16 protein-coding genes and 1 pseudogene are annotated in these 18,161 nt (G+C 59.4%); 1 reads left to right on the top strand and 16 read right to left on the bottom strand.

The window, feature by feature from the left end; translation table 11 throughout:
* Positions 1-5: 5 nt before the first annotated feature.
* From ACYQ47_RS16545 to ACYQ47_RS16515, 7 genes are all read right to left on the bottom strand, one after another.
* The gene (locus ACYQ47_RS16545) at positions 6-1,550 is read right to left on the bottom strand and encodes an acetolactate synthase large subunit (protein WP_459906038.1); all 1,545 of its coding nucleotides are present in this window, start codon (positions 1,548-1,550) and stop codon (positions 6-8) included.
* Between the two features lie 3 nt (positions 1,551-1,553).
* Positions 1,554-2,411 (bottom strand): HpcH/HpaI aldolase family protein, encoded by an 858-nt coding sequence (locus ACYQ47_RS16540; protein WP_459906503.1) that lies wholly within the window; start codon positions 2,409-2,411, stop codon positions 1,554-1,556.
* A gap of 29 nt (positions 2,412-2,440) precedes the next feature.
* A complete protein-coding gene (locus ACYQ47_RS16535; protein WP_459906037.1) occupies positions 2,441-3,427 on the bottom strand; it encodes a DODA-type extradiol aromatic ring-opening family dioxygenase in 987 nt (328 codons plus the stop codon).
* Positions 3,428-3,490: 63 nt separating this feature from the next.
* Positions 3,491-4,771: an MFS transporter gene (locus ACYQ47_RS16530; protein WP_459906036.1), complete on the bottom strand. Its 1,281-nt coding sequence runs from the start codon at positions 4,769-4,771 to the stop codon at positions 3,491-3,493.
* 76 nt (positions 4,772-4,847) lie between these two features.
* Positions 4,848-5,699 (bottom strand): amidohydrolase family protein, encoded by an 852-nt coding sequence (locus ACYQ47_RS16525; protein WP_459906035.1) that lies wholly within the window; start codon positions 5,697-5,699, stop codon positions 4,848-4,850.
* A gap of 14 nt (positions 5,700-5,713) precedes the next feature.
* Positions 5,714-6,739: an amidohydrolase family protein gene (locus ACYQ47_RS16520; protein ID WP_459906034.1), complete on the bottom strand. Its 1,026-nt coding sequence runs from the start codon at positions 6,737-6,739 to the stop codon at positions 5,714-5,716.
* Between the two features lie 15 nt (positions 6,740-6,754).
* On the bottom strand, positions 6,755-7,729 hold the full coding sequence (locus ACYQ47_RS16515; RefSeq protein ID WP_459906033.1) for an ABC transporter substrate-binding protein: 975 nt from the start codon (positions 7,727-7,729) through the stop codon (positions 6,755-6,757).
* A 548-nt stretch (positions 7,730-8,277) separates the two neighbouring features.
* On the opposite strand from ACYQ47_RS16515, the gene ACYQ47_RS16510 reads away from it, so the two are divergent.
* The gene (locus tag ACYQ47_RS16510; protein WP_459906032.1) at positions 8,278-8,607 is read left to right on the top strand and encodes a DUF4148 domain-containing protein; all 330 of its coding nucleotides are present in this window, start codon (positions 8,278-8,280) and stop codon (positions 8,605-8,607) included.
* A 263-nt stretch (positions 8,608-8,870) separates the two neighbouring features.
* Here the strand turns inward: ACYQ47_RS16510 and ACYQ47_RS16505 are convergent, their stop codons facing one another.
* The 9 genes and pseudogenes from ACYQ47_RS16505 to ACYQ47_RS16465 all read right to left on the bottom strand — a co-directional run bounded on the left by ACYQ47_RS16505 (position 8,871) and on the right by ACYQ47_RS16465 (position 18,153).
* Positions 8,871-9,956, bottom strand: coding sequence for a porin (locus ACYQ47_RS16505; protein ID WP_459906030.1), 1,086 nt, complete (start codon positions 9,954-9,956; stop codon positions 8,871-8,873).
* A 739-nt stretch (positions 9,957-10,695) separates the two neighbouring features.
* On the bottom strand, positions 10,696-11,841 hold the full coding sequence (locus ACYQ47_RS16500; RefSeq protein WP_459906029.1) for a lactonase family protein: 1,146 nt from the start codon (positions 11,839-11,841) through the stop codon (positions 10,696-10,698).
* A 111-nt stretch (positions 11,842-11,952) separates the two neighbouring features.
* Positions 11,953-12,897 (bottom strand): helix-turn-helix domain-containing protein, encoded by a 945-nt coding sequence (locus ACYQ47_RS16495; protein ID WP_459906028.1) that lies wholly within the window; start codon positions 12,895-12,897, stop codon positions 11,953-11,955.
* Positions 12,898-13,119: 222 nt separating this feature from the next.
* A complete protein-coding gene (locus ACYQ47_RS16490; RefSeq protein ID WP_459906027.1) occupies positions 13,120-13,542 on the bottom strand; it encodes a hypothetical protein in 423 nt (140 codons plus the stop codon).
* 132 nt (positions 13,543-13,674) lie between these two features.
* On the bottom strand, positions 13,675-14,442 hold the full coding sequence (locus ACYQ47_RS16485; RefSeq protein WP_459906026.1) for an MFS transporter: 768 nt from the start codon (positions 14,440-14,442) through the stop codon (positions 13,675-13,677).
* A gap of 577 nt (positions 14,443-15,019) precedes the next feature.
* Entirely contained in the window at positions 15,020-15,211 is a 192-nt protein-coding gene (locus tag ACYQ47_RS16480; protein ID WP_459906025.1) for a hypothetical protein, read from the bottom strand.
* Positions 15,212-15,568: 357 nt separating this feature from the next.
* Positions 15,569-15,726 (bottom strand): annotated as a pseudogene (locus ACYQ47_RS16475) (ISKra4-like element ISBugl3 family transposase); the annotation flags it as partial.
* 34 nt (positions 15,727-15,760) lie between these two features.
* Positions 15,761-16,945, bottom strand: coding sequence for a HupE/UreJ family protein (locus ACYQ47_RS16470; protein ID WP_459906024.1), 1,185 nt, complete (start codon positions 16,943-16,945; stop codon positions 15,761-15,763).
* Entirely contained in the window at positions 16,942-18,153 is a 1,212-nt protein-coding gene (locus ACYQ47_RS16465; protein WP_459906023.1) for a DUF3500 domain-containing protein, read from the bottom strand. Before ACYQ47_RS16465 ends, ACYQ47_RS16470 begins: the two co-directional genes overlap by 4 nt.
* Positions 18,154-18,161: the final 8 nt, after the last annotated feature.

The following is an 18,161-nucleotide window of genomic DNA, read 5'->3' as shown; positions in this document are numbered from 1 at the left end:
TCGAATTAAAGGCGGACCTCGATGAGGCACGGACCGGACTCATGCACCGAATGAGTCATGGCTTGGTGAAAGGCGTCCGCGCTGTTGACGGCGACGCCCGGCACGCCCATGCTCTTCGCCATCGCGAGCCAGTCGATGCGCGGCCTGTCGATATCGATCATGGCAAGCGCCCGCTCGCCCGGCGCGCCCGCACCCATGTTGGCGTACTCGGCCTTGAGGATCGCGTAGCTGTTGTTGGCGAAGATGATCGTCGTCACGTTCAGGTTTTCGCGGGCCTGCGTCCATAGCGACTGGATCGTGTACATGGCGCTTCCATCACCGACCATGCAGAACACCCGACGATCCGGACACGCGAGTGCCGCGCCCGTTGCGACCGGTGTGCCGTAGCCGATCGAGCCGCCCATGTTGTTGATGAGATCGTGCGGCGCTGCGCCCACAGTCAGCCCCATCGTTTCGCGTCCTGTAGTGAGGGATTCATCGACGAGAATGCAGTTCTCGGGCAAGGCCGAAGCGAGCGCCTGTGCGATGCTTGCAGGGTTCAACGCACCAACGGGCGCGGTCGCGTCAGCGCGCGTCTGGTGGAGCACTGGCGCGTGCTGGGCACCGAGCGCATCGACGAGCATTTCTAGTCCCGCCGTGCCGTCTTCACCCACCTCTGCCAACGCCTGAACCGTCGTGCCCGGCGACTTCAGCAAACTCGGTTTGCCCGGGTAACTGAAAAACGCGATCGGCTCGGTTGTTTCGACGGTGATGATGTGCCTGAAGCCCTTGAGATAGTCGATCGCAGCATCGACCGCATACGGAATGCGCTCCAGCGTGACACGCCCTGCCCCGCGTTCGATGCGCGCCGTGAAGAACTGCGTCGCAAGCCGGCAAAGCGTGGCGCTTTTAAGCCTGCCCGCCAGTTCGAGCGCGCGGCCACGCGTCGAACGGCCCGCGAGCACGATCAGTGTCGGCTCGCCCGAACGAAGCACCCTCGCGATATGTTCGACACGCGCGGCATCCGGCGTCTTCGCGTAAGCGACTGCTTGCGGAACGTCGATGCGTGCGCTCGTTTCCTGCCAAGACGTATCGCCCGGCAAAATCAACGTGGCGATCTGGCCAGAATGCTCGCTTGCCTTGCTCACGGCGGCGGCGACATCCCATGCGACCGCATCAGGCGATTCGACTCGCCGCACCCAATGACTGAGCGGACGCGCGAGCCCTTCGATATCGGACGTGAGCGGCGGATCGTACTTGAGATGCGCTGCCGAATGCTCACCAACGATATTCACCATGCCCGACGACGCGCGCTTCGCATTGTGAATATTCGCGAGACCATTCGCGAGGCCCGGCCCCAGGTGCAACAAAGTGGACGCCGGCGTGCCCTTCATCCGGTAATAGCCGTCTGCCGCACCGGTGCACACGCCTTCGAACAGGCACAGCACGCTCTTCATTCGCGGGTTTTCGAGCGCCCTCAGAAAATGCATCTCCGACGTGCCCGGATTCGCAAAGCAAATGTCGACGCCCTGCTCGGTCAGCGTCTGGACGAGGCTTTCGGCACCGTTCATCTTTCAGTACCCCGCGACTTCACGCGCCTTGCCGACGACGCCATAACTCTTGAGCGGCGCGGACATCAGGAAGCGATAGCCCTCTTCGAGCAGGCGTTCGTGGTTCTTCGCGTTCACGTGCGGATTGCCGACGACAACCTTATGCTTATGGCAGGTCTCAACGATTCGCCGCATCGCATCGGCCACTTCGGGATGCTCGTAGTCCCGCGGATGGCCGAGTTGCTGGCTGAGATCGCCTTCACCTATCAGAATAAAGCCGATACCGGGCACGTTCGACAGAATGTCATCGAGGTTTTCGATCGCCTCGGTGCTTTCACACATGAGTCCGACGAGGATTTCGCCTTCTGGCGCCAACGGCCACACATCGGCCTTGCGATAGTAATCGGCCATGCTCAAGCCCCAGTAACGTGCCGCCGTTGCGGGTCCGTCGCCGCGGACTCCTTTGGGCTCATACAAGGGCGCCGTCTTCGGGCGCGCGTAGCGGCATGAAGCCACCGCGTTGTACGCCTGCTCCACGGTCGATACGTGCGGCCACACCACACCATACGCGCCGCGATCGAGCACTTGTTTGGCAAAGGCCTGATTCATCTCCGCGCCATTGGCCGGGATACGGGCGATCGGCGTCACACGAGGAGCGACCGAGCCGGATTCAGCGATCTGCTTGCGGTTGAGCATGTACTGCAACGCATCGCCCAGTGCAGTGACGTCATAAGGGTTGTGCTCCATCTCGAAGACGATGCCGTTGTACGGCGCATCGGTCATCTCGATGGCTGACTGTCTGTCCAGCTTGGAGAACGCCGTATAGGCGGTCTTGCCGGATTCAAAGGCGCGGATGATGCTGTTAAGGCGTGTATCGCTCATGATGCTTCTCTCTCGCTGGTCTTGTGAAATCAGTCTTCGGCTTTCCAGTACATGAAGCCCATTCCCTCGCCCGTTCCCGCAGGCGTGCGCCAGCACGGCACATAGTCCACCAGCGTCATTTGGGCTCGAGTTTCCTGCACGGCCTTCATCACACTCACGTAAAGCTTGATTTCCGAAGTGCCGGATTGATAAGAACGGTCGTCTACCGCGGCCAGCCCGTCATAGTCGTAATTGGCCAGCATCTTCATGATGTCGCGGTCGAATTCCTCGTCATTGACGAAGTGCGACAGGCCGCCAGAGGCAAAGATGCCCACTCGCACGTCCTCGGGCCACGCGGTGATGGCATCGCGCAGCACACGTCCGAATTCGATGCAACGGGACATCGAAGGCTGCGTCGGCGGATAAAAGCAATTCAAGATGATCGGCACATGCGGCGGCGGATTGTCGCCCATGATCTGGTGATAAACGAAGCTGTACGCATGCGGGGCGACAGGGTACTCGGGCAATGGCTTCATCCACGCGTTGTCAGGCCATGCGAACAAATCGGTCAGATCGAAATTTTCACGCTGAAAGTGCTTGAGGAGGTAGGTCGCCAGCTCCGGATGACAGTGATGCGTCACGTGATGGTCCGGCGCGTACACCGACCGTTGCGGCGGCCCGTTATGCACTTCCGCGCCGCTATAGATGGCAATCGATGGCGAGAAGTCAGTGAAGATTTCTTTCTGATCCTTGCCGAGAATGATCGCCACGTCGACGTTCGCTTCGCGGTAGGCTGCAGCCATTGCGTCGAGCGCTATGCGGCAACGCGCGGCGCGCTCGGTGCGTTCCTCGATTGTCAGAAACGGTTCGAACGCTGCGCCCCGGTGCGCTTCCAGTTCGGGATACGTCCACGTCCGGTTGCGAAACCAAAGTTCTGGGTTGAGGCGATCCCGCTCGCCGTTCTTCAGCCAGTCCTCCGGTGCCTGGCCGAGCATGCCGCTGTGCGGCACAGCCATGCCGAATACGATCTTCGCCATTTAGGATATCTCAATGATGTTACGTGTTAAATGAACTCTTCAGCCCCACTGCTGCCGGAAGAATCAAGCTTGCCGCATCTTGCCGTGTACTCCGGTCACCCTGGGAGCCCATTCGGAGCGATACAGGATGATCGTCGCCAGCGCGCCTACGACCAAGAAGCCGAGAATCACCACCATGGGGAGTTGATAGCTTCCGCCAACATGCAGAAGCCATCCCGACAGGCTCGCCGACACGCCGCCCGCGAGACTCGTCGCGAGTTGCTGGACGCCTGTCACGAGTCCGATCGCCGGCTTCGGAATCAAGGTCAGGCGCGACAGTACCAGGTTATTGGCGGTAACGAGGCCGAGCAGAGACAGCGAGAGCACATTCCAGAACAGCGCCATACCGAGCGAATTCGCGTAGGCTCCGAGTAGCACGGTGCAACCGCCCGCGAAGCCGACGACGGTGAACGCCTTGCGCACGCGAATGGGATCGAACCCGCGGGCAATGATGCGGTCGGCGGCCCATCCGGCGATTGCAGCCACGATTGCGATTCCGGCGAAGCTGAAGAACGTGAACAGACCCGAGCGCGAAATCGAGAGATTGCGCTGCTCGACTAGATAAGCGGGCATCCACGTCATGCAGTAGAACGTGAAGTAGCCATAGCAGAAATTGGTGATCAACCCGCCCCACACGACCGGGCTGGACATGATATTGCCGAGCGTCACCGAGCGAGCGTTGAGATTCGCCTCCGTGATTTCCGACTTCGCCGGTAAATCGCTGCGCACCATCAGAAGCCAAGGAATCAGCCACAGCAGACCGATCAGGCCCGTGGCGATGAACATGACTCGCCACGAATAGTTGACGAGGAACCATGCGCCCACCGGCGCTCCGAGCGCGGGACCGAACTTGTTCCCCATCGCAAGGATGCCGACCGCGAGTCCGTTCTGGCTTTCGTCGAAGTTGTTGCGAATCCACCGGTAGCTTGCGGGAATGACAATGGCTTCCGCCACACCGATGATTAGCCGCAACATGACCAGACCGGCAAGCGCGGTCACCGCACCCATCAGGGCAGTCGCAAGGCACCAGAGCGCGAAGCTGATGGCATAGGGCCATTTGACACCGTAGCGGTCCGCTATCCAGCCCATCGGCACCTGAAAGACACCGTAGGACCAGAAGAAGGCCGCGTTGATCCATCCTCGATCGACACTCGATAACGCGAAATGTCGAATGAACGCCGGGTCTGCCAGCGTCGAGGAGATGCTGGTGCGATCCACGAACGAAATCAGCACGCCGAGCGCGAGAAGCCCGAGGACGGCCCATCGGCCTCCGATCCCGGGCCGTTCAGATTTGCTTGTCTCCATCCGCATTCTTGTTGTCCGTTCGTTTGATTCGCGCGTGCCGGCGCTCTGATGCGAACCGGCACGAATAGCTGCAACATCAGGCCAGCGTCGGATACAGCAGTTGCGCGGTCTTGCCAAAGATCCAAGCGCGGTCTTCTTCGGAAAGACACACAAGGGACGCCCGCGCAGTCGCCAGGATCTCGGCCAGCGTCCCCGGCGACGTGGGATAGTTGGATCCCCACGCCATGCGCTGCGCGCCAAATGCGTCCAGCACGCTCGGAAAGAACGTATCCGGACTGGCGCTGCCCTTCTGCACATCGCCAAAAATACGCGGTGTGAGCTTCAGATAGATATTGTCGAACGCGGCCAGATCGAAAAGACTCTGCGCCTTTGCATACGGCATTCCGTCGCTGACTTCCGGGCGTGCGAGGTGGTCCAGAATGATCGACACGCTCGGAAAGCGCTTCGCCAGACGCTGCACTTGCGGCAAGCCGACGGGTCCGGTCTGAATGCACATGGGCAAGTTCAGCTCGCCGCACAGCTCCCATGCGGGAAACGACCTTTCGTCATCGAGTCCGCTTGGATCAAAATCCTTGGTGCTTCCGCCCGTGAAAAGGCGCAATCCGGCGAGCCCGCGCCCGACCCACTCGCGGATGCGTTCCGGCGCATCCGGTTGAAGCACGTCCACGGAGCCGACCGCGGCGAGGCGATCCGCATGCTCGGAACATGCTTCCACGACATAACTGTTATCGAAGCCATATGTCGTCGACGAATGGACCACGGCCGCCTTGGCGACGCCGGCCGCATCCATCGATTCGATCAGCGTCTCAACCGTGGTCGGACGCTCCTTGGACCATTCCGAACGCTTGCCGAACAAAGGCGCGGGCGGATAGCGTGTTTCATCGTTGGAGATGATGTGCGGATGAATATCAATGATCTCTTGAGCCATGTTCATCTCCTTCCTTATTTGCCGCGCGCTTTGAGACGCTTGTCGAGGCGCGGATAGACGCGGCGCGCGTTGCCTTCGAATATCTTGTAGCGGTCTTCATCATTGAGCCCCGGACAAGCGTCGAGGTAACGCTTCGTGTCGTCGAAGTATTGGCCGGTCGCCGGGTCTTTGCCCCGAACCGCACCGATCATCTCCGAACCGAACAGCACGTTGTCGGACGGAATGACCTTCGTCAGCAATTCAACGCCAGGCTGGTGATACACGCACGAGTCGAAGAAGATGTTGTCGAGCAGGCCTTCCAGTGGACGTTCGCGCATTTCAAGCGACATTCCGCGGTAACGCCCCCAGTGGTACGGCACCGCTCCGCCACCGTGCGGAATCACGAGACGCAAAGTTGGAAAATCCTTGAAGAGATCCGATTGCAGAATCTGCATGAACACTGACGTATCCGCGTTCAGATAATGCGCGCCAGTACCGTGAAAACAGGGGTTGCAGGAAGCCGCCACGTGAATCATCGCGGGCACGTCCAGATCGACGAGGGCTTCGTAGAGCGGGTACCACTCGCGGTCGGTCATCGGCTTGCCGGTCCAGTAGCCGCCGCTCGGGTCCGGATTGAGGTTGCAACCGACAAAGCCCATCTCCTGAACGCAACGGCGCAGTTCGGCGATGCTATTGGCGGGCGCCGCGCCCGGCGACTGCGGCAACTGGCAAACCGGCGCGAAGTTATCCGGATAGAGCTCGGTCACGCGAAAAACGAGGTCGTTCGAGACTTCGGCCCATTCGAGGCTCGTGCGCTCGTTGCCGAGGTGATGGCTCATAAGGCCGGCGATCGGCGAGAACAGCGTTAGGTCGCTTCCGCGCTCCTGCTGCAACTTGAGTTGGCCATTGCCGATGGCTTCGCGGATTTCGTCGTCACTCACGTGCGCGCCGTCGCGCGAAGGCGCGTTCGTCGGGTCATTCGCGAATTCGACCTGTTTGGCGCGCCAGGCGCGAAATAATGCGGGTACGGTCGTGAAGTGGCCGTGGCAATCGATGATCATGTCGTCTCTCCCGTATCAGCCAACCTGCGGGTCGACGAACAGTTCGTCGATCGACATGCGGCGCGGCGTCAGTCCTTGCTTGAACGCCGTGGCCTCCAGTGCCTCGATGGTCTTGAGGTTCTCGGCAAGGCCATACGGCAACGGATCATGTCCGACGATCTTGCGCAGCTCAAGATACTTCTGGTCGCTCTTGCTCGTGGCTTCGCCTGCATCGAGACGCGCGAGCCATTCCTTCTTGGCCTGCGCGAAGGCGTCATAAATCGATTTTGCGATCCACGGATGCTCGGCCAGCACCGAGTCCTTCACGACAATGGTGCCGTGCATCGGATAAACGCCGGTGCGGGCAAAGTACTCGGCTTCGAGCTCGGTCGCATTAGGCAACAGGTCGGGATAGTCAGCCTCGACTTCCTTCCAGCCGCCCGTGGGCGCCCCCGTGCGGCCAATGCCGGCATTGGCACCGAAACCCGCCGACAATTCTCCTGATGCCATCATGTCGGCAAGCGAGGCGCCTTCCGGCGCGTGGATTACATTTGACGGCAGCTTCAGTTGCGTCACGTGTTCTTCGTCGTCCACCACCCACGTAACCTTCGACGAATCGAGGCCAAACTCGTCGATCAGAACCTGACGGGTCCACACGCCAGTCGTCACCGAATAGGCGCGCACGCCGACTTTTTTGCCTTCCAGATCCTTGGGCGTCTGAATACCGGCGTCCGGACGAACGAGCAAACCCGCGTGGTGAAAGCGGCGCACGACGAAAATCGGCAGCGCGACAAACGGTCCTCCAAAGGCGCGGGCAATGATGTACGTGGTCGGCGCGATCTCGCACACATCGAATTCGACATCGCGCACCATGCGGCGAAACGCACCGATCTGCGGATGTACGGTGATGAATTCCGCATCCACGCCTTCAATCGGGATCGACCCGTTGCGGATGGCAGACGTATGCGGATGCTCCGCGATTGCGATTTTGAGAGGGACTTTCTTGGTCAACTTCGTCTCCATGGATAGGGCTCCGGCACCAACTGGTGTACGTGGCGCTGCTCGAAGCGTCTCAATGGGTCAAGAATAGGTGAGCAGCAACCCCGCGTCCCTATACAAAAGTCAGATTCGATTGCACTTTTGTGGCCCCGGATCTTCCTTGAGAACATTTAGATCGACGACGCGGCTTTTATTCTCGCCACTAGTAAAACCTGTTCGATCGGCAAATGACCGGTTGGGACGATCACCTGTATCCAGCACCTCGTGACGGGGACAGTTTCTTTGCAGCTGTTGCGGGAACAATAAAAAGCGGAGTCAAGGCAGCGCCTGTTTTTTTCAATGCGGCGCGATCCATACACCGATGCTTTCAAGTAAGTAAAGCTAATCTTGTCTTTCCGAGCGAACGCGCGCCTGGTCGCTGTCAGGACATACGCGAAGTAATTGACACGGCCTTCGCGTATGTGCACGATGCGGAAGCCCGGATCAACGTGTTGAATTAATGGCCTCAAGGGGCACGTGTTTTGCGCGAGGTCGTCACCCATCCAGTGTCGGAGCACACTATGTCCAAATTGTTATCCATTGCTCGCAGATGGCCCTTGTTCGTGGCAACGACGTGCCTGATGCAGGCAGCGCCGGCCTTCAGCCAATCCACGGCGAGTCCGCCCACAGGCCAGGCGGCGAAGGCATCGCCGACCAGTACGCAACCCGAGGCGTCGACGACGACATCCGCCCATCCGCAAGCCTCGGATAAAGCGGCTCGCAAAGCACGCCGTGTGAAGAAGAACGCTGAGCTGGGAACGCTTGAAAAAAATGGCTACAACCCTGCAGCTGGAGACAATACCTATCCCGACAGTCTTCAAAATGCCGAGAAGAAATCGAACGGGAAATGAGTATTGTGTTCGCGCAGTTCCTGACGCGCCGGTTATTCGCCGATTGGCGGGTAGGTGAGAAGCAGGACAATCGAAGTTTTGGGTCCATCGATCGCAAATGCTACGAATTGGCCGGACGGACAGTTGCAGTCAACGCTGCGGGGCAAAGAAGTATTCCGCCCCGCTCGCGGATACTTCAAACGCTCTCGGGGTGCGACGCAGCGGAGATCATGGTGCTGCAGACTGATTCTTGATTGAAGCTGCGCGGAGATTTCGCCGCCACGTCAGAACTTGTGTACGAGACCGATGCCGATACCGCGCGAGTCAGCGCCCGCAGCGACAACGAGCCCTGAATATGCGGTACCCGAAAGCGTGTATTTCGCTTGATTCTTGTTCTGCAGAAAAGCCATCGCAGTGTAGAGCTCGGTCGACTTGGACAGCGCGTACTCGAGAAGCACACCCACTTGCTGCGCGTTGTTACCCGCGCCCGTGCGATCGTGGACGTAACCGTACATCACCGAAAACAGCGTAGCCGGGTCGAACTGATAAGAATCTGATAGTTGGTAGACGTCGTGCTGCATGTATTTCGGCGTATTGGTTAACTTCTCAGTGTGATAAGCCAGCCAGATGCGGTCGTCTCCGATCGCGTACGAAGCGCCAGCGTTGAACACCGTAAACACCGCGCCCGGACCTGCAGCAGCTCCGCCCGTCAGGGAATAACTGCCACCCGCTCCAACCGCAGGCTCATCTCCACGCTCATAGCCGGCCGCAACATTCAGCGGCCCGTTAATGTACTGGACGACGACGTTGTAAAACCCTATTCCAGAGCCTCCGCCAGTCGACGAATCGCGCAATGCCACCATGAATTTGGCATTCAGTCCACCCACCGTTGGCGTGTAGTAGGAAATACCATTGATCGCCCGGATGATCAGGCCGTTGAAGTTATTCATCGGCGACGCGATACTTTTCACCCACGAGGGGTCCATTGCCGCTTGAAGGACGTCGTATTGCGGCGTGTTTTGCAAGCCGAAGCGGACTTCTCCAAAACCGCCGGACATTCCGACAAACGCTAAACGGTTAAAGGCCTTGGTCGGGTCTGTCGCTGCACCCGTCTGGCCGGAGAACGCTTGCTCCAGCTGGAAGTTGACGTGCAGGCCACCGCCGATATCCTCGCTGCCCTTGAAGCCGTAGCGTGTCGAGAATAGTCCGCCAGGTACTGCCCGGATCGCCGAATTGTTGCCACCCGAATTTTGATAGACCAAGCCATTGTCGATTACGCCGTAAAGTGTGACTGCCGACTGGGCGAACACGCACGGGACGGACGCACAAAACAACCCTGCGGCGCATGCGAGGGAAGTTAGTCTATTCATTTCGATATCTCCGTTTGTTTCGACATCGGTAAGCCGACGTTTTATATGAATGTGGTTTGCTACGTACGACTGATAATCGAAACTGCTTTCTCAGATACTCGTTAATCGGTAGTTGAAGCGTCCACACACCGGTTGTCGCGGCGGACAGCGCGCTATAACCCGAGGGCAAAGATGCGTGGTCGTCGGCGTGAAAAATCCACGCCTTATTGGGATCGCCCCTTTTTGGGAGGCCGAAGCGGCTGGGTTTTCAGAAGATTTAGGTTTCGAGGGAGGCTTTTTATAATCGACGTCTCCTTTGTTAGATATGTCTCCGTCAAAAGCTCGAGCCAATTGCATGCGAGAAGGATCTCTCGACGGATCAAGAATATGTGAGGGCGGCGCCCCGGTCCCTATAAAAAAGTAAGATTCGACTGCACTTTTGTTACGAGACGCCCTGCAACGAGTCTTCCTATCGATCGATAAAGGCGCTTGCTCTCCAACACCGCTTGCAAACCCCCGCCATGCTCTTCGATAAAATATTTCAGCAAATCATCGGGTAGATTCGCGAACAGGTTATTCGCTTGTGTGTTGAAGGATCGCAGGTGAGTGTTTGAGTGCGTCGGTCGCGATGACACGCTATTTTGCTCGTCGCGCGAAGCGAATATCCGGTGCTTTGCCTAAGCTGCGCGTGACAGGACTAGAGATAAATTGAGCCGATCGGACACGCGCTCATGTTCTAATCGAACACGGACTTTCCGGGTCAGCGTGAAAAGGCAAGGCTCACGGCATTCGATGCCTTCGCGGAAACGCCCGTGTTCTTAAGCGCTCCGGTTGCCGGATCGATAGCCAGAACGCTCACGGTGCCGCTTCCCTGATTTGCGACCAACAGCCATCTTCCTGACGAATCGATGCCGAAGCTCCACGGCTTGATTCCGCCCGAAGTTGCACGTTGCATCTCTGAGAGCCGGCCGCTCGCTTGGTCGACGCGATAGACGACGATTTCATTTTCACCGCGATTGGCAACATATACAAAGCGCCCCTCGCGGCTGACCGCGAGCTCCGCGCCGCTCTTGCCGCTCACGGCTGCGGCGTTCGAAACCGGAAGCGACTGTACGAGCGTCAGACACCCTTGTGACGCGTCCCAACCGAGCACCATCACATCGGCGGACAATTCGGTGATGAGATATGCGAAGCGTCCATCCGCGCCGAACACAATATGACGCGGTCCGCTGCCGAAGGGCATGACGAAATCGTGGGAATGGTGCGCATCGAGTGCGGTCAGTGCGCGAGTCGCGCGGTCGAAGCCATACACGAAAACGCGGTCCGCGCCGAGATCGGGCACGAGAACGTAACCTCCGGAAGGATCGACGAGCGCGCTATGCGCGTGCGCGCTCATTTGCCGGCGGTTTGGCCCGGAACCGCTTTCGCTGATCGTCGATGCAAGCGCGCCTACGTTACCGTCGTCTTGAACGGCAATGCCCGATACTGAGCCGCTGTTGTAGTTGGCGGCGAGCAGCGTGTCTGAAAGGGCGTCGAACGTAAGATGGGTCGAGCCCATGCCGTGCGTCGCCACGGTGCCGACGCGGCTCAATTCGCCCGTTTCCTCATTCACGCTGAATGCCGTCACGCTGCCCGGCTTGTTGCTTTCGTCGTCGACGGCATAAAGCACGGGCAAGCGTGGATGCTTGAGCAGCCATGTAGGCCTGATGTCACCGCTGATCGTCGCAATGTGAGTAAGCTCGCCGCTCGCCGGATCGAGCCGCAGTTCTTCGATATGATTCGCCTGCGTGCCCACGTAGACAAATTCTGGCGATGTGTCCTGCGCGGGCATCGCGGCGCTTGCGTACATCGCCGCCGCCAGCAGTAACGCGAGGATCGGAAGGGTGCTTCGGAGGAACTGCATCATGGTCGGATGGCGGATGACAGTTATGCAAGCCTATCCGATCCACCGCAACGCGTCCTTGCAGAAAACCTCGATTCGCCGGGACTTTTGTCACATGGCGCGCGCCCGTGCCAGCTATTGCGATGACGCTTCTCGCGGTTGTTGCTGCCGCGCCGTCGCGCGAAACTGACTGGGCGCCTGCCCTACTTCACGACGAAAAAAACGGGTGAAGTAGGCAGCATCCGCGAAGCCGAGTCCGAAGGCAATCTGTTCAACCGACATGTCGCCGAAGATGAGATTCCTTTTCGCTTCGGTGATGAGGCGCGCATGGATCATCTTGGCCGGGTTCTGCTCGGCCACTGATGCGCATGCGGCGCGCAACTGCACTAGCGATATCGCCATCATGGACGCATAGTCCTGCAGGGGCAAATTGTCGCCGAAGTGTTCGTCGATCAGTTTGCGGAAACGCTCCACGAGACGTACGTCGTGACGCGTGCCGTGCTCTTCACCGGCCTTATCGAGACTGGCGTCGCGCAACAACCTGAGCAGCAGTATGGTGAGCAGCGCCTCGGTGCCGGCGACATGTCCCACTGAATCGGATTCGACTTCCTGTTTAAGACTCTTAAGGAGATTGTGCACGTCCAAGCCACCGTCTTTGGAGTCGGCCAGCGAGATGACGCGTGGCTCTCCCCATAGCACGATGAACTCGTGCAGCCTCGCATTGACCTGCGCCAGATACGACACCTCGATGGTCACGACCCAACGGTCAGCATCGTACTCGTAGTCTAGTCCGTGGACACATTCGGTGGGCAGCAATAGCGCGCACGGTCCTTCAAAGGGCACGCTTCGGCCTTCGAGGTTCATCAAGCCGCGCCCGCTACGCACGAAAATGACCTGACCGTATTCGGGATGCGCATGCGGCGCGGTACGCCAGCGCCCCCGGTCAGTAACGTGGCCAACATGCACGAACCACTGCTTTTCTTCGGGTTGCTCGACATAGAGGCGAACCTTGGGCACGGTGGTGAGCGGAGTCTTCGCGGCTGTCCGGGTCGGGCGCTTTACCGGATTGTGTTGTGTCATGTCGTCTCCTCGACGGTCGGCTACGACAGCCGCCATCGTCGTTCTAGGCTTGCGCGCAGCTTTTGGCGCTGCTTTCGCGAAGTCCCGCCATTACGCGGGACCTATGGAGCGAGAATTCATAGCCCGTCGGAGGGATCGCCGAAAGCGAAGTAATCATTCCATATATTGTGAGGCGATGCGCCTGCCATTTACCCCAAGTGGAACCGGGCCCGGTTCGGGGCGCTAGTCCGTCGTTCCGTCATGCACGCGCGCCATCATCCGCGCGTCTGATGAAGGCAAGGCCGACGGGAGATCGTTCACTTTGGGCGCCCATTCGCGTCTGAGCAATACCACAGTGCTCGTCGCGCCAATAAGCAGAAATGCAAAAATCGCCATCATCGGAAATGTGTTGCTGCCGCCGACATGAAGCAGCCATCCGGAAAGACTTGCCGAAACGCCACCTGCAAGACTGGTCGCAACTTGCTGGAGTCCGGTGTTCAGACCGACCGCCTGTTTGGGAATGAGCGTGAGCTTGCACAAGGCGAGATTGTTCGCCGTCACAAGCCCGAGGAGAGTGAGCGATACGACGTTCCAGAACAGAGCCATGTTCGGCGATGGCGCGTAGGCGCCCAGCAAGACTGTCGTGCCGCCGATGAACCCCGCCACGATGAAACACTTGCGGATTATCACCGCATCATGGCCGCGGACAATGAGCAGGTCCGCCGCCCAGCCCGCGAGTGCCGCAACAATGGCGATGCCAGCAAAACTGAAGAACGTGTAGAGCCCCGAGTCACTCAGCTACAAGCCGCGCTGCTCGACGAGATAGGCAGGCATCCACGTCATGCAATAAAACGCGAAATAGCTGTAGCAGAAGTTGTTCACAAGTCCGCCCCACACCACAGGGCTGGCAAGGAGATTCCGGAGCGGCACCGACGACGCACGATGTTTCGCGCTTGCCAGTTGATCCTTGTTCGGGAAATCGTTTCTCACCACCAGCAACCACGGCAGCAGCCAGATCATGCCGGCGAGTCCGGTGGCGACGAACCTCACCTTCCACGAATGGGCAACGATGATCCACGCGGCAATCGGCGCACCGAGCGCCGGTCCCATTTTGCCGCCGATGGAAAAGATGCCGAGCGCCGTGCCCTTACGCGTTTCGGGAAAGTGGTCGGCGAGATAGCGATAAGTGGCAGGCACCACCACCGCTTCCGCGACGCCGATGAGCAAGCGCATCACGATCAGCGCGGACAGCGTGGAGACAAGTCCCGTTGCCGCCGCCGCAAGACACCAGAGTACGAAGCATGCGGAATACGGCCATTTGACGCCGTAACGGTCAACGAGCCAGCCCATCGGCATCTGGAATAAGCCGTAGGACCAGAACACGGTCGAATTGAGCCAGCCCCGTTCGATGCTCGTCAGCGCGAACCCGCGAACGAATCCTCGGTCGGCGAGCGCCGCCGACAAGCTCGTTCGATCGACGAAAGAAATTAGCAACCCGAGAGAAAGCAAGATCACCACTATCCAGGGGTTTTCAGCGTTCGTTCGCTGCGGTGAATCGGTTTCCATTGCCTGCTCTCACCTATCATGCACATCTTCCGCAGAAGCGAATCGACGATGCACTAGTCGCGTGGTTGATCGCTATGCGCCAGCAAAAAGGGGTTACATGGGGCGACTCGTCCCTGTCGGCATAGCTCGTTTTGGCTCATCTTCATTCAAGCTTACTTAAAGCGCATGCGAGAGTCCTTGCACATAAGTGCGATCCGCTGGTATTTTTTTATCTCGCTGAGATCGGCGCGGGCGGACCGGTTCAGATGAGAGCGTTCCCCCATCTGTGGGCGAGGACCATGGAAAGTGTGCAATCGCTGAGTCCGTAGAGCCCCTCCGAACCGCAGCGCCCGGTCGGTGCTAGAAGACCGAGGGGGTTCACTATGAACGTCACCATCACAGCGCACGCAGCAGCAAGCACAATAGATCCGAATCTCCACCTGTTCGACTTTCGTGCGGACGACGGCGTAAATCGCTTTCGGGTCGAACTTGTCACGTTTCAAAGACGTCTGACTCTGAGTGGCGCAACTACGAATAGCCGGACGGCGATACGTACAAGCCTCCCGGGTGCCTTGACGTGTAAGCCACGTCATGGCCGTCAGTGGTATGCCGACGATTGCTCGGCGTCGGTTTCGGGATTCCTAAGTAGCGAGATCAGCGGCCCATGCGCTTGGCTATCGAAGTCGCAATTGCGGTCGGCCCAATGAGCGCGAAGGGCATCGAGCGTGGCGCCGTTTTCACCGCTCGCCGGCACCGTGCGTTGCTTGCGCCGCTTGCAGACGATCGGCACGGTGCAGACAATCCGAGGATGCAACCCATATGACTCAGCTGGTCTAGGACCGTCCCTCGATTTGCGTCTCGCTGACGTCGATGACTCCCTTTTGACGGCAAAAGGCGCCTGATCTGCGCGCCGGGCCCCGGGCGGCTTTCATTCGACGCAGTCCCATGTGACCGATTGAAAGAACAGCCCCGCGCACAGCACGCCGTTGATGCGCCGCCTCTTGTTGCTCACGCGCTCGCTCATGCTTGCTCACATGTGGCGCTAGCTGTTGAAGTGCATTAAATCGCTACCGAGGTACACTAATTCTGAATGTGGAACAAAGTTTGAGGAGGCCCGCATCGTGTCATCCTGTCACGCCTTTTCGAGAGCGCTGCGAGACATCTGCGTGCCAGCAAGCCACCCCGCTTCGATCTGGCGATCTTCGATACCTTGGCCCACACCAATCGTCCGCCGGTGAATTCGCATGTGCGATACCTTGATATGCCACACAACCCGGCAATGTGATTCGAAACAGAACGGTAGGGCGTCTAGGTCGGTCGCGCCTCCTCGGCCGAATGATCACGATACGCCGATAAGCGCGACGCCTAGGTAATACAGGCCCGCCATCGCGATGCCTGCGGAGCCGATGCGCTGAAACGCCATCGAAAGGTGCGCGCGTGAGACAACATTGCGTCGCGAGCGGCGGGCACAGCTCAGCAGCCCGAAGAGCGGCAACAGGACAATCTGGTGCCCGACCTCCACGCCCAGGCTGAAGCCCAGAATAGCCAGCAGGACCGCTGTTCCCGGCATCGCGTGCATGATGTCGAGCAGGCCGCCGGCAAAGACAAGACCGTGAAACAGCCCGAAGAAAAACGCGGCAAGAAGCCGGCTGCGTCCTCGCGCGCAGCCGGGCCAGAAGACGTTCTGCAACGCGACGAACACAATGCTCGCCGAAATCAGCGGCTCGACCACACTCGTCGGCAGATGCACGAGATTTAGGGCGGCGAGTGTGAGCGTGATCGAATGCGCCACGGTGAACGCGGTCACCACCTTCACTAGATCCCACAGCGTAATCACGGCGAGGACCAGCGCGCACCCAAAGAGCAGATGGTCATAACCAGTGAGGATGTGATGCACACCCTGGACGAAGAAGGTGCCGATGATGCCGGGATCGTCCACCGGATGCGATGCTTGCTGTGCGACCGTGGCGTGCGTCGGCTGAACCATGCCGCCGACTGAAAAATCCAGCTGATACCGCGACTGATCCACATTCCGATCCTGGGTGCCGATGGTGATGCGGGGATCGCCCGGCACCAGGCAGTTCACCAGATAGACCGCGATCGCGCGCCGGTGATGATTCTCAAAGGCGAGCCGATGCGTTGGACCGCCCGCAGGCAGTGGCGCATCGAACGTGAGCAGAATGTCACCCACACCGTTTCGCATCGCTTCGGCCGTCGGATAAGTTTCGGAGATGAGCCGCAGCGGCTGTGCCGCATCATCGATACTCAACCGCAAGTCACGGCGCACTTGTTGTGCGTAGCTTTGTTGCAAGGAGTATGGGATAGGCCCGTCGCCGCTGATGCCGATGTCCGCGAGTAACTGCGGCGCGACCGTGACGCCCGGTGTCAGGCGCAGCTGCAACGTCAGGTGGTCACGCGCCACGGAAATCGTCGTGGCCTCGAGATACTCGTCCAGCCGATGAGCGCAGACGGAAGCCGACATCACCAGAAGGAACCCGGCAAGAAGAAGCCATCCTCGTTTCATGGGGCAGTGAAGGCATGTCCATAGTCGTTCGTGGGATCGCGGTAGATGGTGTGAACGTGCATCGTCGGATCACCGCCGACTCCCTGCGGCGAAAATTCGATAATCACCTTTGGTCCCTGAATCCGGTAGTACGCGCTGCCGTTCTTACCCGGCTCATGCGTCGTCGGCCCACTCCAGGCGAACCAGGTGTCGTTTAGGCCTGCCTTGATTTCTTGAAGATGCGGCGCGGCGTATGCATCGTTGACGATGCCAGCCCATTCGGATATCAGATCGAGCAGCATGGCCTTTTGCTGCGTGTTCATCGCCGAGACCTTCAGACCTTCGGGCACGATCGACTCGCCGTCATGGCCCGGCCCCAGCACCAGATCATTCACGCGATAATTCAGGATGGCCTGCTTGCGCTGGTTCCCATCGAGCGCGTTCAACAGGGCGAAAGCCTTGTCGTTCTCGCCAGCAAGCACGCGTACCGTCTTGTCGTGGGATGTGTAGACGGAGGGTTGAGCACCGGTCAGTGTTGGCGTGAGCACACCGCGCGCGCCCGCGATCACCACGTTGAGCCCGAGATGATGTCCGCCAAATTCCAGCATCCACGGCGTAGCGGCACTGGGCGTGCCGAAGATGCCGATGGTGTAGACATCTTCGCCGGCGGCGAAGTGCTTTTCTCCGACCGACAACGCCTGATCGGAACCCATGATGTCGAGCACCTTTTGGTAGCCTCGGGCACTCAACGACACCTGCAGCAGATGCATGGCGGCCGCATGCTGCGGGGCGCTGAGGCCGCCTAGCTGCAGGCCGGGTCGCGGCACGTCGCTGACCGGGTAGTTCGACCAGATCGCCTGACCATATTGTTCGCCGACGAAGCCAGCTTGTGTCCCGAGAGCTCCTGCCGGATGATCGGCGGGCGTTGCGCCGTTCAAGCTCCCCGGCATGACGCCGCCAGCCGGGCCCGTTCTCGCGAACCGGGCTGAGGTGGCGGCTTTCTGCGGTGCGAACGCGAACAGTGCCTTGCGGCGTTGGTTCGCACTCAGCGAGTCCAGGAAGGCCGTCGCTGCGGATACAACGGCCCGGGTTTCGGCACTTGCCATCACGGGCGCGGAGGTGTTGGAGGAACCTTCCGTGTTGCCATACGATGCAGGGGCAATAAGGGCCGACATCGCGGCCGAGGCGATGAGCGCAACCAACCTAATCGAGCATGCTGCATCGCACATTGTTCTTT

This window comes from Caballeronia sp. HLA56 (genome assembly GCF_054655155.1).
This window is presented reverse-complemented; position numbering and strand designations above follow the sequence as displayed.